A 16,914-nucleotide genomic window follows, 5' to 3' on the forward strand; every position below is an offset into this window, starting at 1 on the left:
AACCGTGATCGCGCAAATCAACCTGGATAACATCATGGTCTTTATGTAAGTCGCGAGCTAATACACCGAGGTTATCGAGGTTACCAAATAGCCCATGAATCAAGATGATTGGCAGGGAAGAAGTGGGAGAAAGTGCGTTTTGTTGGCGGAAGTTTAATTTCATGGCGAAGTTCATACTGAGAGATATTGTGGTTAGGGTATCATGACTACGCGAGGGTGTGCTGCTCACGATTATTTGCTTTATCATAAATTCATGTCGAGTCGTGTCGTTGCACTTACTCTCTTGCGCCGCAGTGCATACTCGCGAAGAGAATATCAATCTATCAAAGATCGTGTTATAGCTGCGGAACATTGATGAAGCTTAGGTAAATAAAGCTCTATTGCGGTATCTATTGCGACTCCCGAAGAAATCCATGTCATTCCTAGGCTGGCTATCGCCTGCCCGTTTTGAAATATAGGAACCGCTAAAGTATTTGATTGTTTAGCTAATGAAGGCTCTCTCAATGCATATCCATCAACTCTGACTTTATTTAACATGTTCTTTATATTTTGCAAACTATTCATGATTTGATTCTCAGTATTACTGGCGTTCATAATAATATTAATCAAGTATTCTTGAATATTAGGTTCACAGTAGGCTAGCCAAGCACGTCCCGAAGCATGTGAGACTAAACTTAATCGCATATCGATAGTCGAGTGAAGCAGAGATAGAGAGGTAAACTGAATAGTACTGCTTCGGACAACCATTGCATCAAAATCATATATTGCTATATGTAATGGCCACTTTATCTCATGGGTTAGAGCTTCAATAATAGGCTCTGCCGACTTAATCATTTTAGGGGTGTGATGATAACCAGAATTAAGAGAGTTTATTCCTATATCGAGTAGATATGAGCCATATTTTGCGTAACGTTTTGTTAATCCCTTTGATTCAAATGTTTTTAAAAATCTAATTAATGATGCTTTAGGTATTTGTGTTTCTTTAAATAAAAAATCCAGACTAGAAATAGGGCGAGTATTTAATGCTCGCAAAATATCAATGGCTCGCTCAACACATCTAATTGTTTTCCCTTCATTTTTCATGCCATATTTCCTCTTTTATTTTAACTATTATCTATAAGTTCTAAATTTTTAGTATTCATTGTTAATTTTAAGGATAATGGTGACTGATATTAATCATATCCATTAACTTAGTTGTTTTGTCAACTAGAAATAAAACTGTTTTGTTTTAAATTAATAAGTTCATCAACAGTGTTAATAATTAATTAACACGTTAGTTTCATATTTCACTAGGCGAAAATCAATAAAATAATACTTGTAATGGAATTATGATTTGATGCATGGTTATTTACATTCTAGGCATGAGGTTAATATCATTTAATTTAACCTGGATAATTTAATATCATCTATAAGAGGAGCCATAAGTGGCCAATATTTTGAATTGGGAAAACCTCGCAAATAAAGAATTAAGTCGCCGAGGAAAAACAATTGATTCATTGATCCGTCATACAGCTGAAGGCATTGATATTAAGCCACTGTATACAGAGCAAGATACAGAAAAACTGGAGGTTATAAATACTTTACCGGGTATCTACCCTTACGTTAGAGGCCCTCGTGCAACCATGTATGCTGCACAACCATGGACCATTCGACAATATGCAGGTTTTTCAACAGCAAAAGAATCAAACGCATTCTATCGTCGCAATCTTGCAGCAGGGCAAAAAGGTCTGTCTGTTGCATTCGATTTAGCCACCCATCGTGGTTACGATTCTGATAATCCTCGTGTTGCAGGTGATGTGGGTAAAGCCGGTGTGGCGATTGATACGGTTGAGGATATGAAGATACTGTTCGACCAAATTCCGTTGGACAAAATGTCAGTATCTATGACCATGAATGGTGCAGTATTGCCAATTTTGGCATTTTATATTGTAGCAGCAGAGGAACAAGGGGTCAGTTCGGAATTACTGGCAGGTACGATCCAAAACGATATTCTGAAGGAGTACCTTTGTCGTAATACATATATTTATCCACCAAAACCATCAATGCGAATTATTTCGGATATTATTGCTTGGTGCTCACAGAATATGCCGCGTTTTAATACGATCAGCATTAGTGGCTATCATATGGGCGAAGCTGGTGCGAATTGTGTTCAGCAGGTTGCTTTTACCCTTGCGGATGGGATCGAGTATATTAAAGCCGCGATTGATGCGGGACTAAAGATTGATGATTTCGCACCGCGTCTATCTTTTTTCTTTGGTGTTGGTATGGATATGTTTATGAATGTATCTATGTTGCGCGCAGCTCGGTATTTGTGGAGCGAAGCCGTCAGCCAATTTGGTGCTACTAACCCGAAATCTTTGGCATTGCGTACACACTGTCAAACATCTGGATGGAGTCTAACTGAGCAAGATCCTTATAATAATATCATCCGTACCACAATTGAAGCTTTAGGCGCAGTACTCGGTGGGACTCAATCATTGCATACCAATGCATTTGATGAAGCGCTCGGCTTGCCAACAGATTTTTCTGCACGTATTGCGCGTAACACTCAGATTATTATCCAGGAAGAATCGGAAATTTGCCGCACGGTCGATCCGTTAGCGGGCTCTTATTATGTTGAGGTGCTGACTGATCAAATTATTAAGAGTGCGCGCTCTATCATGTCACAAATAAGTGAAGTCGGTGGCATGGCTAAAGCGATTGAGACTGGGTTACCTAAACGTATGATTGAAGAAGCGTCTGCACGCGAGCAGTCTCTCATCGATCAAGGCAAGCGCGTTATCGTCGGTGTAAATAAATATAAATTGGATAAAGAAGATATTACTGATGTTCTCGAAATTGATAATATTAAAGTTCGCGATGGACAGGTTGAAATACTAAAGCGTATTCGAAGTGAGCGAGATAGTGATGCAGTTAAAAGTGTTCTTGAAGAAATTCGCCAGGCCGCTCTAAATAATGAAAATTTGCTGAAAGTTACCATTAAAGCTGCTCGTTTACGCGCTACTCTGGGTGAAATTTCTGATGCGATGGAATCTGTTTTTGACCGTTATCTGGTGCCAAGTCACAGTGTTAGTGGTGTCATTGCGCAAAGTTATCATGAGTCAGAAGAGGGAGCTAAAGAGTTTGATGCTATTCTTGCTATGGCAGAAAAATTTCTTAATGATCATGGCCGCCGTCCTCGCATCCTGATCGCAAAAATGGGGCAAGATGGCCATGATCGTGGCGCTAAAGTTATTAGTAGTGCCTATTCTGATCTCGGTTTTGATGTTGATATTAGTCCAATGTTTTCTACACCAGAAGAGATTGCGCGTCTGGCCATAGAAAATGATGTTCACGTTATTGGTGCCTCTTCACTAGCTGCTGGTCATAAAACACTTATCCCCCAATTAATTGAGCAACTCCATAATTACAGTCGCGGCGATATTATTGTTATTGCTGGTGGCGTAATTCCACCACAGGACTATGACTATTTAAAAGAACGAGGTGTCGCGGCAATTTACGGGCCTGGTACCCCGATGTTGGCAAGCGTGAAGGATGTATTACTGCTAATAAGCCTCCAAGTATGATCACTGAAAACAACTTGGATAATTATGTTCAGCGTGTGCTTAAAGGGGATCGGGTTGCCCTAGCTCAGGCAATGACATTAGTGGAAAGCGTTCATCCAGATCATCTGCCATTAGCTGAAGCACTTTTGGACAAGTTGATGCCTTACACCGGTATGGCAAAGCGTATTGGCGTCACTGGTACACCAGGTGCCGGTAAAAGTACATTTCTTGAGGCATTAGGATTAGAGCTGATCTCTCAAGGAAACCGTGTCGCGATAATCGCAGTTGATCCCAGTAGCCCAATTAGCGGTGGTAGTATTTTGGGCGATAAAACCCGGATGTTGCATCTTGCTCAAAAAGAGTGGGCTTTTATTAGACCAGTGCCATCAGGCGGTCATCTTGGTGGGATCAGCCAACATGTTAGAGAATTAATCGTGTTATGTGAGGCGGCCGGTTTTGATATTGTCATCGTTGAAACAGTTGGTGTTGGTCAGTCTGAAACTGAAGTTTCCCAGATGGTTGATTGCTTTATCTCACTCCAGATAGCTGGAGGTGGTGATGACTTGCAGGGGATAAAGAAAGGCATCATGGAGATGGCTGACCTGATAGTTATTAATAAAGATGATGGCGATAACGGTAATAATGTTGCGATTACGCGCCATATTTATGAAAGTACATTGCAAATACTACGTCGTAAATATCCACAATGGCAACCACGAGTTCTTACCTGTAGCGCCATCGAAAAACGCGGTATTCGAGAAGTATGGAGGGCTGTTAGTGAGTTCTATTATATTATTCAAAGTTGTGGGCAACTGAATGCTCTTCGCCAAAAACAGGCTATTCAATGGATCAACGCCCAAATTAATGAGTGTGCTTTACGGATAATATTTAGGCAAAAAGATATTCAAAAAGTTTTAGAAAAAAATAAGCGGCAGATTTCCCTGAATGAACTATCACCACGTGCTGGTCTTAATAATGTAATTAAATTTATCGAAAGAAAATTTTAAATTAAATGGAGTAAAGTAATGACTTATCAATATGTGAATGTGTCAATTAATAAAAAAACAGGAATTATTGAATTTAATTATAATGCTAGATTGAATACACTGAGTAAAGTTTTTATCGAGGATTTAATTAATGCCTTGGATTACTTGAATACTCAAGATGTTCGCTGTGTGATTCTGAGAGCGTCAAAGAAGGCTAAAGTTTTTTCTGCGGGACATGATATTCGTGAATTACCAAATGGTTATCGCGATCCTCTATCTTATGATGATCCATTACGCCGTATTACACGTAAGATCCAAAAATATCCGAAACCTGTGATTGCTATGGTGGAAGGTAGCGTGTGGGGGGGAGCATTTGAGATGATTATGAGCTGCGATATCATTACTGCCAGCAATACTTCTCAGTTCTCGATGACACCTGTAAATCTTGGTGTGCCTTATGACTTGGTCGGTATACATAATCTGATTCGTGATGCTGGCTTTCATATTATTAAAGAAATGATTTTTACCGCTAAACCGATCAGTGCACAACGCGCACTGGATGTTGGGATAATTAATCATATTGCAGAACCAAATGAACTCGAAGAATTAACACTGAACATGGCTAATGTGATTTCTAAAAAAGCACCTCTGGCTATTACTGTCATTAAAGAAGAATTACGGGTACTGGGTGAAGCACGTACCATGAATTCAGATGAGTTCGAACGCATTCAAGGCATGCGCCGCAAAGTCTATGATAGCGCTGATTATCGAGAAGGAATGTGTGCATTTATTGAGAAACGTGAACCTTGTTTCAAAAGTTTATAATTATTCATACAAGGATTTTAATATGAATCAATCATATTGCGAAATGAGTGCAGACGAAGCGGCAGAATTTATTCAGAATAACGACATGGTGGCATTTAGTGGGTTTACTGCGGCTGGCTCACCGAAAGCCTTACCTACTGCAATCGCTTTGCGTGCAACCAAATATCATCAACAGCAAAAGGATTTTCAGATTAGGTTGTTAACTGGTGCTTCAATCAGTGGTTGTGCTGATGATGTTATAGCTGAAGCCGATGCTATTTCTTGGCGCGCACCTTATCAAACTTCATCCATACTACGTAAGAAAATCAATATGGGAGAAGTTAATTTTATCGATTTGCACTTAAGTGAAGTTGCGCAAATGGTAAATTATGGATTCTTTGGTGATATTGATGTTGCTGTCATTGAAGCTTCCGCTGTGACACTGGATGGCAAAGTCTATTTGACAAGTGCTATAGGTAATTCACCTGTTTTTTTGAAAAAAGCTAAGAGGGTTATTATTGAACTGAATCATTATCACAGTGATAAAATTTCAGAATTAGCTGATATTGTATTTCTAGGTTTACCTCCCTACCGTGATAGTGTCCCTATTTTCCATGCAATGGATAGAGTAGGAAATAATTATATTCAAATCGATCCTGAAAAAATTGTTGCAATTGTTAACACACATCAACCTGACTTTGGGAAAACTGTTGAGAAGGAAAATAGCTTCTGCAATAAAATTGCAGATAATGTTGTTACATTTCTACTTGGCGAATTGGCATCTGGTCGGATTCCATCTGAATTCCTTCCAATACAAAGTGGCGTCGGAAATATTAATAATGCAGTCATGAAACATTTGGGTAAAAATCCTAATGTTCCACCGTTTTACATGTATACAGAAGTTCTTCAAGAATCGATTATTCACCTATTGGAAAACGGTAAAGTGATCGGTGCAAGTGCATCAAGTTTGACTATTTCTGCGGAGTCATTGACAAAAGTTTATGACAATATGGATTATTTCAGTAGTCGTATTGTATTGCGTCCACAAGAGATATCAAATAATCCAGAGATTATCCGCAGGTTAGGGGTTATCGCCTTAAATGTTGGATTAGAGTTCGATATTTATGGTCATGTAAATTCTAGCCATATCGCGGGGATGGATTTGATTAATGGAGTAGGAGGTAGCGCAGATTTTGAACGTAATGCATATTTGTCTATTTTCATGGCTCCATCAATAGCTAAAGACGGCAAGATATCGACCATTGTTCCTATGTGTAGCCATGTTGACCACAGTGAACACAGTGTAAAGGTGCTTATTACTGAGCAAGGTATTGCGGATTTGCGTGGTTTGTCTCCGATGCAAAGGGCGAAATGTATTATTGATAATTGTGCCCATCCTATGTACCGGGATTATTTACACCGCTATCTGGCGGGATCTCGGGGGGGACATATTCATCATGATCTTTCTCGAGTATTTGAGCTTCATCAGAGTTTGCTAAATCATGGCTCAATGCTAGAAGTGTTGAAATAAAGTTAAATTTACTTAAAATATTAATTAGATAATATATATCATCAATACACTATCTGCAATTTTCTATGTATTTAAAAATCTCTTTGAGAAGGCGTAGGGCTATCTGTTATCACGCTTTTGGTAATCGAAAATTATCAGAACAGCAAAACCTTATGTGGAGGGTATTATATGTTGAATGAGCGCTATCAGGAATACTTACAATATAAAAGAGATGAAGTTATTTTTTCTATGGTTAGATTTCTGTGGAGATATAATTCCTGTGGAAAGGAGGTGAATAATGGAGATTATTAATCCTACACAACGTGATATTACTTGTTTATGTATTAAATGTGGTGAGTTGCTACTTCAGCATGGCGAAGAAAGTGCAACAATAAAAGAATTGTCATCTCGTCTCGGTATTGCTCTTGGTATGGATAGCGTTGAAAGTGCAATATCATCAGATTTTATTGTATTAACCACAATAAAAAATCAACGATGCTTTACAACAACACGCCAGATTGTTGATCGTGGGATTAATATGAGTACTGTTACGGCAATTCATCATTATATTTCCTTAGTCGAAAATAAGTTAATAGATTACTTTGAAATAAAACGGAAACTCGAATCGATAAAACCAATGGAGTATTGTCGTTGGGTAGTTGTTCTAACTATTGGTTTTTCTTGTGCGTGCTTTTGCAAAATTAATGGTGGTGGCTGGGATGGAGCATTAGTGTCTTTTTTTGCCAGCTTGATTGCGATGTATGTTCGGCTGACTTTGGCACATTATAAGATTAATCCACAACTCAATTTTTGTATTGTTGCATTTGTCGCTACTACAGTCTCGGGCATTCTGCTAGAACGCTCTTTCTTCCGTGATACCTCCCATATTTCAATGGCAGCAACTGTGCTGTTACTGGTGCCGGGTTTTCCTTTAATCAATGCTTTTTCGGATTTATTCAAGGGCAATATGGTTACAGGAATCAGCCGTTGGGCGACCGCTACTATGCTAACACTTGGGACATGTACTGGCGTTGTTATGGCCCTCTCATTGTGGGAGTTTAAAGGATGGTTGTGAATGCGTTTATTCTAAATATGCTTGAGGATATGCTTCTTGCTGCCGTTCCTGCGGTTGGTTTTGGGATGGTTTTTAACGTACCGACTCGAACCTTAAAAGGATGTGCGATACTTGGTGCGATAGGTCATGGTATCCGTTTTTTAATGTTGTCATCTTTTAGCATTGAATGGAGTACATTTTTTGCTGCCCTTGTCGTGGGGTATATTGGTCTAGTCTGGTCCCGTTGGTATTTGATACACCCTAAGGTATTCACTGTCGCTGCTGTTATTCCCATGTTCCCGGGGATTTTCGCTTATGACGCAATGATCTCTGTAGTTAAACTCAGTCATTTTGGTTATAGCGAAGATATGTTAATTATACTAGTAACGTATTTTATGAAGTCTATTGCAATCGTTTGTGCAATTGCTATTGGTGTGTCCCTACCTGGTTTGATGTCCACCTACTGCAAACGTTTTAAGGGATGAAATCACAATTTTTGCATTCTTTGGCGGAGTCAGAACCATGATGCAAATTTATAGGCCTTATAAATTCGCCCTCTCTGGGAGCTTGCGGCCTAATTCTGAAGATCGATATCATATGCCTCTGCTGCAGGGAAACCTAGGTGGTTACCTTCTTCATCAGAGGCATAAACCCTTTTGTTAACGTCAACCAGCAATCTTCCCGACTTGGCTTAAGAGATAAAACCACCCCTTTAGGAAGTTACCAAGCCATTATAGTTTCTTGTCATCTTCCAAAGACAGTGCTCAGACTAGATTCACTGAAATCACCTCCTTCGAGCAGACTTTTACCACCCTAATATTCAACTATCACTATGGCAAGAATTCAAAGTCATTGCGGGGAAAGTTGGATGACCCTCTAGAGTCTGTTAATCTAACTGAAAGTGGTGAAGTACCATAAAACCTGATGGTTGAAAAAATGTAGGTCAGAATTAAAATTTTCATGAGTCACCATAAAAAATATATAAAAATCAATTGAATTATTGTTTTGGATAAAGATGAAAACTATTGAACTCGACGAAGAACTTTATCGCTATATTGCCAGCCATACGCAACACATTGGCGAGAGTGCGTCCGACATTTTACGGCGCATGTTGAAGTTTACGGCCGGTCAGCCGGTACCTGGCTTATCTACCCATAATGTTGCCGGTCATGATGTCGCCAAGACAGCGACGGCTCCAGCACCAAAGGATAGGGTTCGCGCGGTACGTGAATTACTGTTATCTGATGAGTATGCTGAGCAAAATCGGGCGGTTAACCGTTTTATGTTGGTGCTTTCCACCTTATATACCTTAGATGCTCAGGCATTTGCCGAGGCAACGGAGTCTTTACATGGTCGCACCCGGGTCTATTTTGCCGGTGACCAACAGACTTTGTTGCAAAACGGGACACACACCAAACCTAAACACGTACCTGGTACGCCATACTGGGTTATTACCAATACTAATACCGAGCGTAAACGCAGCATGGTGCAACATATCATGCTAGCGATGCAGTTCCCGCCGGATTTGACTGACAAGGTGTGTGGAACTATCTAATTTCGTTGAACCGATACCCCAAGAAGTTGGAGTTGCAGGCCGCGAATACTCCTGCAATTTGCACAATGATGGATAGATAGGGAGTAGTAACTGTGGCTAATCACCCTCGTGCCGGGCAAGCGACCCAGCAAAGCGATTTGATTAATGTTGCTCAGTTGACGTCGCAATATTATGTGTTGCAACCTGATGCTGAAAATCAGGCCCATGCGGTCAAATTTGGGACGTCAGGCCATCGTGGCAGCTCATTGCGCCACAGTTTTAATGAAGCCCATATTTTGGCAATCGCTCAGGCGATAGCTGAAGTTCGTCACCAGCAGGGCATTACCGGCCCGTGCTATGTGGGTAAAGATACTCATGCGCTGTCTGAACCCGCCTTTATTTCCGTATTGGAAGTGTTGACCGCTAATGGCGTGGGTGTGGTGGTGCAGCAAGATAATGGTTTCACGCCAACCCCAGCTATTTCCCACGCGATTTTGTGCTATAACGCGCAAGGCAAAGATCTGGCTGACGGCATTGTTATCACTCCGTCGCACAACCCGCCGGAAGATGGCGGTATCAAGTATAATCCACCCAATGGCGGCCCGGCCGATACCAATCTTACCTCGGTGATTGAAAAACGCGCCAATCAGTTGCTCAGCCTGAAATTAGAGGGCGTTAAACGCCAGACACTGGATCAAGCCTGGGACTCTGGTTATTTGCATGCGCAGGATTTGATTACGCCGTATGTCGAGGGTTTGGTCGATGTCGTTGATATTCCTGCTATTCAAAATGCTGGCTTGAAGCTAGGCGTTGATCCGCTTGGTGGCTCCGGTATTGCTTATTGGCAACGTATTGCTGAGCATTATAAGTTAGATCTGACACTGGTTAATGATTCCATTGATCAGACATTCCGCTTTATGCATCTGGATCATGATGGCGTGATCCGTATGGATTGTTCATCAGAATGCGCGATGGCGGGTTTGCTGGCTTTGCGTGATAAATTCGATTTGGCCTTTGCCAACGATCCCGATTACGACCGTCACGGTATCGTCACCCCTGCCGGTTTGATGAATCCGAACCATTATCTAGCGGTATCAATCAATTACCTGTTCCAGCATCGCCCACAATGGGGTGCAAATGTGGCGGTGGGTAAGACGTTGGTATCCAGTGCGATGATAGATAGAGTAGTTGCTGATTTGGGCCGTAAGCTGGTGGAAGTGCCGGTGGGTTTCAAATGGTTTGTTGATGGTTTATTCGATGGTAGCTTCGGATTTGGTGGTGAAGAGAGCGCTGGGGCATCCTTCCTGCGCTTTAATGGCACACCTTGGTCGACGGATAAAGACGGCATTATCATGTGCTTGCTAGCGGCTGAAATCACCGCGGTGACTGGTAAAAATCCACAACAACACTATGATGGTTTAGCGCAACGCTTTGGTGCGCCAAGCTATAACCGCATTCAGGCTCCGGCAACACAGGCACAGAAAAATGCCTTGTCCAAATTGTCCCCTGAAATGGTGAAAGCCAATACCCTGGCGGGTGACGCTATCACCGCGCGTTTAACCACCGCACCGGGTAATGGCGCATCCATTGGTGGTCTGAAAGTGATGACGGAAAATGGCTGGTTTGCGGCGCGCCCATCGGGTACCGAAGACGCCTACAAGATTTACTGTGAAAGCTTCCTCGGCGCAGAGCATCGCGAAAAGATAGAGCAGGAAGCCGTCGATATTGTCAGCGACGTACTGGCAGGTAAGCCGTAGTCTCAGTCAAGAAATAGCGCCAACTGGCGCTATTTCGCTGGCGAAAATGGCAATAAGCTGCAACTTTCATTAATTCCTTGCTGTAATAAAACCTTTAGCTAAATTATCTATCGGTATATTTAAATGTTTTATATTGGCTTGTGAGGCCTCTTTGGGCGCAAAGGAAGACAATGCATGTATAATGGGGCCAATATCAGGTAAGTTTTCACCAAAATATAGAGAATCTTCGATATACATCTCTCGTAATGCATTATTCTTCTCTTTAAGTACTTCACTCAGTTTCTTTCCGGTTATTTTTTCAGTATCTAACATTTCTGTGAAAAAATGTTCAGAGAGATCGGTGCGGAATGCATCACCAAGGTCACTGAGATAACTTAATTCTGCCAATAGTTTATCGGGATCTTTAGTATGTCTTCTTACAATATTATTAATCATTATCTCATAATGTTTTTTATCATTTTCATCACCATAACGAAGATATGATTTTGTTTGTAAATGCTTAATTTTATAACCATCTTCAGAACATTGATTTTGGATAATAACGACGAGATTATTAGCATGGCTATCGATGCTCGATATCATTAGGTGATTGCCATAACGGTCGAATTTTAACTGATGGAAAAAATAATCATTAATACTCACTGTATTTTCTTCACCACTGTATTCAACAATAATATTAATGCCATCATAAGCAGAGAATACATATAAATCATTACCTGTTCCTCCAGCCAGATAATCATTATTCTTTTGTCCCTCTATTCTATCGTTTCCTTTTCCACCAAATATTATATCATTACCGCGCCAACTGCTTTCACTGGCATAAGGGCCAAAGCCATCAGCATCGCCATGCAATTCATCGTTACCATCACCGCCGTCAAGAATGTCATTGCCTGCACCACCTGCCAGGCCATCATTACCATCACCGCCGATCAATATGTCATTACCTTCCTGGCCAAAAAGGGCATCAAAAGATCGATGCCCAATAATAACATCATCACCGGCACCTCCTGATAAATTGTCATTTTTATCACCACCAATAATAATATTGTTATTACTTCCGCCAATAACTTCATTTCTGATATGTTTATGCCCTTGGAAGTTTTTATCTTTATTTAGCTGGAATCTTATGGATGGTGTTTTATTATGAATTAGATGATGAGCGGAAATATATTTCAAATCTCTTCTGGTGATCAGAATATCTTTGCTTAGGCCATCAAAAAGATATTCTTTCCTCTCCTTTTCTTTTAAGGTTAAAAATAACTCATGTGTTTTATTGTTGTTATCATGAATGATTATTGATTTAATAGTCAATACTCCATCTTTGATGATATTATAAATTTTCCTATTGATGATTTCATTTTTACTATTAAATATCTTTATTTTAAATCCATAGTCTACGTTTTGGAAAAAAATCCTTTTAGGTGAGGCCCGGTGAATTGAAATTGTTTTCATTTCCTCATTAATGATTAATTCTCCCATTATGGGGGGCGGTTTTCTTTTTGTTCTAATAGTCTTATGATTCAAAGCTATTTCCTTTTTATTAAGGTGGGTGTGCTCCTTTGGGATTTTAATAAAAATAGGAATGAATTGGCTTTAATAACATTAAAATCCATCATCTGTTGTTTAATTAAATATATGTAAGTATCACGATATTTTATTCATTCAGATGAAGCTGGAACGATAAAAGCCTACCCGGCAGGCTGATAAATATAACTTCGTGTTAATATTAATAATAAATTACCCTAGTGCCACCATTAAGGCTCCGGCGGTAATAAGTGCCACACCTAACCCGGCAATTAACGAAATTTTCTCGCCAAACAGGATAAAAGCCAGAATAACCGCGAAAACCACACTGAGTTTGTCTATTGGCGCGACTTGCGAGACATTGCCATTTTTGATAGCCATAAAGTAGAACAGCCAGGATAACGCGCCAGCAACACCACTGAGTACCACAAACAATAGCGCTTTTTTATCTGCTAATACGGTGCCGACCAGATTGAATTTCCCTTGAATAACCACCACGCCAACTAAAAATAACGCCATTACCACAGCGCGAACCGCAGTTGCGGTATTGGCATCCAAATGCTGCAAACCTATTTTACCGAAGATAGCGACCAGAGAAGCGGAGAGGGCAGACAACAGAGCGTAAATCAACCAAGCACTCATAATAAATAAGACCTATTATCATTAAAATCCTGATGCTACGCCGTTAGGTTTATTATTAATAGTCTTAAAGAAATTTTATAGTGAATAAATCGTTATGGTATAAAGCGATAGCCGACACCGGTCTCCGTAATTAAGTGCTGCGGTCGGGTAGGATCGCTTTCTAATTTCTGGCGCAAGTGGCCCATATAAATGCGCAGATAGTGGTTGTGCTCGACATAATTAGGCCCCCAGACTTGGTTGAGTAATTGGCGCTGGGTAATGACTTTACCCGCATTAGCTAATAATGCTGAAAGTAAGCGAAACTCGATGGGGGTCAAGTGGAGGTCAACACCGGCTCGTGTGACCTGGCGGTTAATTAAATCCACACTGATATCGGCAAAATTCACCAACGGGCTTTCCTGGCTGCCGCCACTATGACGGCGCAAAGCCACCCGTACTCGCGCAAGTAATTCACTGATACCAAAAGGTTTGCTGAGATAGTCATCAGCACCAGCATCCAGCGCTGCGACTTTGTCTTCTTCGCTGCTACGGGCCGATAACACAATAATTGGGATGGCGCTCCACTGGCGCAGATCCTGAATATAAGTCAGGCCATCGCCATCCGGTAGACCCAAATCCAAAATGATCAGATCCGGTTTGCGTGTGCCAGCCTCAATCAGACCCCGTTGTAGGGTATCGCTTTCAAATACACGCCAGCCTTCACTCTCCAGCGCAATGCGAACAAAGCGGCGGATCTCTTTTTCATCTTCGACGATGAGGATGTTAGTCGGCGATATAGTCATTTTTCAGCATCAATATTTTCACCTTCAATTTCCGGTGCTTTCTCTAGTGGCAAGGTAAAGTGGAAACTCGCACCACCTTCTTGACTCTTTTCAACCCAGATACGCCCACCATGTACATCAATAATGGCACGACAAATGGCTAAACCCAAGCCCACCCCTGGAATCGCTGACTCTTTGTTACCGCGAGAAAATTTATCAAAAATTAGCTGTTCCTGCCCCGCGGTGACCCCAGGGCCATTATCCCATACTTCGACATTGAGCCACTCACCTTGCACTGTGGCACGAATACCCAGCAATGCGTCGTAACCGGCGTATTTATGGGCATTTTCCAATAGGTTGATAAATACCCGCTCCAGCAAGCTACCATCGCAATTGATCAACACCATTTCATCCGGTAACTCGACACGAATGTGGTGATGATTCAAGGTGGTTTCCAGCATATGTAACGCGCTGCCGACGATCTCTTCCAGTGACTGCCACTCTTTACGCAGATTGAAGCCACCTGATTGGATGCGGGCCATATCGAGCAAATTATTGACCAGTCGGGTGGTGCTCAGCACTTGTTGACGGATTTGGTTCGCTTGTGGTGCGTGGCGTGAACCTTCAGCTGCCAGATCGAGTGTCAGGATTTCCGCCTGACCAAATAACACTGTCAGTGGCGTACGTAAATCATGAGAAAGCGCGGCGAGCAGAGAATTACGCAGTTGCTCGCGTTCCGCATCCAGCTTGGCCAATTCGGCGCTGCGGGCCAGATGCAACCTTTCTAATGCGTTGGCAATCAGGCTGGTAAACGTTTGCAGCAAACGCTGTTGCTCCGGCACCATGAGTTGGCGCAGGTTGGCCGGTTCAATCGCCAGTACACCATAAGTTTGTTTAGCTGCGGTGAGTGGCAGTAATTGATAAGGCACTCCCGGCAAGGTATCGGTGCCTGCCCCGGCGGGAGCACCTTTATTAAAGCTCCAGCGGGCAATGGCCTCATCAACGGAAAGTGCCGCACCTTCGTCGGTAGTGATTTGTTGCAAACGCCCATCCTCTTGTGGCAGTAACAGGTCCGTTTTGGCCTGAAAACTGCTGGAAAGAAAATGACGGCTGGTTTTAGCAATATCCGCCGGGGTCAGGGCGCGGCTTAATCCACGAGACATTTCATACAGATGTCGCGCGCGTTGCTCGCGGTAACGGGCAATTCTGGCTTGATAACGCACGCCTGCAGTCAAGTTCCCCACCACGATACCGACAATCAGCATGACAGCAAAAGTCAGCAAATATTGCACGTCAGTGACCGCCAGCGACCAGTGTGGCTGGACAAAGAACAGATCGAAACTGGCAACATTGATAACAGCCGCCAATACCGAAGGCCAACGGCCATAGAACAGCGCAATAATGACCACACCCAGCAAGTAAACCATCACCAGGTTGGCTTGGTCGAATCCCGGTATTAGCCATTGCGATAATACAGTGATCAGTGCGCACAAGCCGATGGCGGCGGCACAGCCGCGTAATTGCATACGCCACTTTTCAGTGAAAGTACGCGAGTCCGTCTCTTTCACTGTATTGGTCGGGGTATCGCCCTCCAGCGCAATAATCACCAAATCTAAATCTGGCCCGAGTTTCCCTAAGCGATCGGCAAAACTGCCACGTAATTTCCAGTGTTTTTCCGCGCGGCGGCCAATAATGATTTTGCCCAAATTATGTTCGCGGGCGTAACGTAATATCGCCTGTTCTTCACCAGCCTCGGATAAGGTTGCTGTTTCAGCTCCGAGTTCTTGTGCCAGTTTGAGTGTGCGCAGAATGGCACGGCGCTTAGCTTCGGGCAGGCGGTGCAAACGAGGCGTTTCAACATAGACCGCATGCCAGATACATCCTAACCGCGCTGCCAATCTGGCAGCAGTGCGCACCAGTTTTTCATTACCGCTATTATGGCCGATACACAATAAGATGGCATCGCGGGTGTGCCAAACACGCTCGCGCCCTTGTGTGTCGCGAAAGGCACGCATCTGGTCGTCAACCCGATCAGCAGTACGGCGCAGGGCCAGTTCACGTAATGCAATCAAGTTGCCTTTGCGAAAGAAATGCTCAATCGCCCGTTCCGCCTGCCCAGGGATGTACACTTTGCCTTCATTGAGGCGCTGGCGCAGGTCATCGGGGGGAAGATCGACTAAAACCACTTCCGTGGCTTCATCAAACATATGGTCAGGTACAGTTTCCCGTACCCGAATACCCGTTACCCCCCCAACCACATCATTCAGGCTTTCCAAGTGCTGCACATTGACAGTGGTGAGCACATCAATACCGGCATCCAACAGCTCTTCCACATCTTGCCAGCGCTTTGGGTGGCGCGAGCCATGAGCATTACTGTGTGCCAGTTCATCCATTAGGATCAAGGCTGGGTGGCGGGCGAGGGCAGCATCCAAATCAAACTCGCGCACCTGGCGATTGCGATGATGAATCCGCTTTTGTGGCAGGATATCCAGCCCCGCCAGTAATGCGGCCGTTTCGCTGCGTCCGTGAGTTTCTACCACGCCGACCAACACATCCAGCCCCTGAGCACGCAGGCGCTGGGCTTCTTGTAGCATGGCGTAGGTTTTGCCTACCCCCGCGCAAGCCCCAAAAAAGACTTTAAGCCGACCGCGAGACTTTTCATTCGCAACGGCAAGCAGGCTGTCAGGGTTTGGGCGGGTTGGTTCTGCATCCACCATGTTATGTCCTTAAGATTTTGTCGAAGTCGCCGGGACTTTCACATGGCTTTGGGCATCCAGCGCCATATTCAGGTTCAGTA

The 16,914-nt window shown here is 42.8% G+C and carries 13 protein-coding genes and 2 pseudogenes; 8 read left to right on the top strand and 7 right to left on the bottom strand.

What is annotated here, in order from left to right:
- Positions 1 to 163: pseudogene (locus ACNSO8_RS11675) on the bottom strand (esterase); the annotation flags it as partial.
- Positions 164 to 315: 152 nt separating this feature from the next.
- A complete protein-coding gene (locus ACNSO8_RS11680; RefSeq protein WP_172653862.1) occupies positions 316 to 1,083 on the bottom strand; it encodes an IclR family transcriptional regulator domain-containing protein in 768 nt (255 codons plus the stop codon).
- Positions 1,084 to 1,424: 341 nt separating this feature from the next.
- On the opposite strand from ACNSO8_RS11680, the gene scpA reads away from it, so the two are divergent.
- From scpA to pgm, 8 genes are all read left to right on the top strand, one after another.
- Positions 1,425 to 3,566 carry a methylmalonyl-CoA mutase gene (gene scpA, locus ACNSO8_RS11685; RefSeq protein ID WP_268215573.1) on the top strand — a complete coding sequence of 714 codons (2,142 nt, stop codon included), beginning with the start codon at positions 1,425 to 1,427 and terminating at the stop codon, positions 3,564 to 3,566.
- Positions 3,563 to 4,552 carry a methylmalonyl Co-A mutase-associated GTPase MeaB gene (gene meaB / locus ACNSO8_RS11690; protein ID WP_268215574.1) on the top strand — a complete coding sequence of 330 codons (990 nt, stop codon included), beginning with the start codon at positions 3,563 to 3,565 and terminating at the stop codon, positions 4,550 to 4,552. The genes scpA and meaB overlap by 4 nt, the downstream gene beginning before the upstream one ends.
- Before the next feature lie 18 nt (positions 4,553 to 4,570).
- Positions 4,571 to 5,356 carry a methylmalonyl-CoA decarboxylase gene (gene scpB, locus ACNSO8_RS11695; RefSeq protein WP_019081174.1) on the top strand — a complete coding sequence of 262 codons (786 nt, stop codon included), beginning with the start codon at positions 4,571 to 4,573 and terminating at the stop codon, positions 5,354 to 5,356.
- 22 nt (positions 5,357 to 5,378) lie between these two features.
- Complete coding sequence (locus ACNSO8_RS11700; RefSeq protein WP_046051344.1) at positions 5,379 to 6,866, top strand: succinate CoA transferase; 1,488 nt, start codon at positions 5,379 to 5,381, stop codon at positions 6,864 to 6,866.
- Between the two features lie 277 nt (positions 6,867 to 7,143).
- Positions 7,144 to 7,920, top strand: a complete 777-nt coding sequence (locus ACNSO8_RS11705; protein WP_418394717.1) for a threonine/serine ThrE exporter family protein — start codon at positions 7,144 to 7,146, stop codon at positions 7,918 to 7,920.
- A complete protein-coding gene (locus tag ACNSO8_RS11710) occupies positions 7,911 to 8,384 on the top strand; it encodes a threonine/serine exporter family protein (RefSeq protein ID WP_019081172.1) in 474 nt (157 codons plus the stop codon). Before ACNSO8_RS11705 ends, ACNSO8_RS11710 begins: the two co-directional genes overlap by 10 nt.
- 530 nt (positions 8,385 to 8,914) lie before the next feature.
- Positions 8,915 to 9,454 carry a replication initiation negative regulator SeqA gene (gene seqA, locus ACNSO8_RS11715; RefSeq protein ID WP_019081171.1) on the top strand — a complete coding sequence of 180 codons (540 nt, stop codon included), beginning with the start codon at positions 8,915 to 8,917 and terminating at the stop codon, positions 9,452 to 9,454.
- A 92-nt stretch (positions 9,455 to 9,546) separates the two neighbouring features.
- Complete coding sequence (gene pgm, locus ACNSO8_RS11720) at positions 9,547 to 11,190, top strand: phosphoglucomutase (alpha-D-glucose-1,6-bisphosphate-dependent) (RefSeq protein ID WP_418394718.1); 1,644 nt, start codon at positions 9,547 to 9,549, stop codon at positions 11,188 to 11,190.
- 69 nt (positions 11,191 to 11,259) lie between these two features.
- Here pgm and ACNSO8_RS11725 read toward each other — a convergent pair whose 3' ends face one another.
- From ACNSO8_RS11725 to ACNSO8_RS11745, 5 genes and pseudogenes are all read right to left on the bottom strand, one after another.
- A complete protein-coding gene (locus tag ACNSO8_RS11725) occupies positions 11,260 to 12,669 on the bottom strand; it encodes a calcium-binding protein (protein WP_408576748.1) in 1,410 nt (469 codons plus the stop codon).
- A gap of 258 nt (positions 12,670 to 12,927) precedes the next feature.
- Entirely contained in the window at positions 12,928 to 13,356 is a 429-nt protein-coding gene (locus ACNSO8_RS11730; protein ID WP_418394719.1) for an EamA family transporter, read from the bottom strand.
- Positions 13,357 to 13,448: 92 nt separating this feature from the next.
- The gene (kdpE, locus tag ACNSO8_RS11735; RefSeq protein ID WP_019081167.1) at positions 13,449 to 14,138 is read right to left on the bottom strand and encodes a two-component system response regulator KdpE; all 690 of its coding nucleotides are present in this window, start codon (positions 14,136 to 14,138) and stop codon (positions 13,449 to 13,451) included.
- A complete protein-coding gene (gene kdpD / locus ACNSO8_RS11740; protein ID WP_411919965.1) occupies positions 14,135 to 16,834 on the bottom strand; it encodes a two-component system sensor histidine kinase KdpD in 2,700 nt (899 codons plus the stop codon). Before kdpD ends, kdpE begins: the two co-directional genes overlap by 4 nt.
- Positions 16,835 to 16,843: 9 nt before the next feature.
- A pseudogene (locus tag ACNSO8_RS11745) lies at positions 16,844 to 16,914 on the bottom strand (potassium-transporting ATPase subunit C); the annotation flags it as partial.

This window comes from Yersinia sp. LJYL362, from assembly GCF_048323875.1.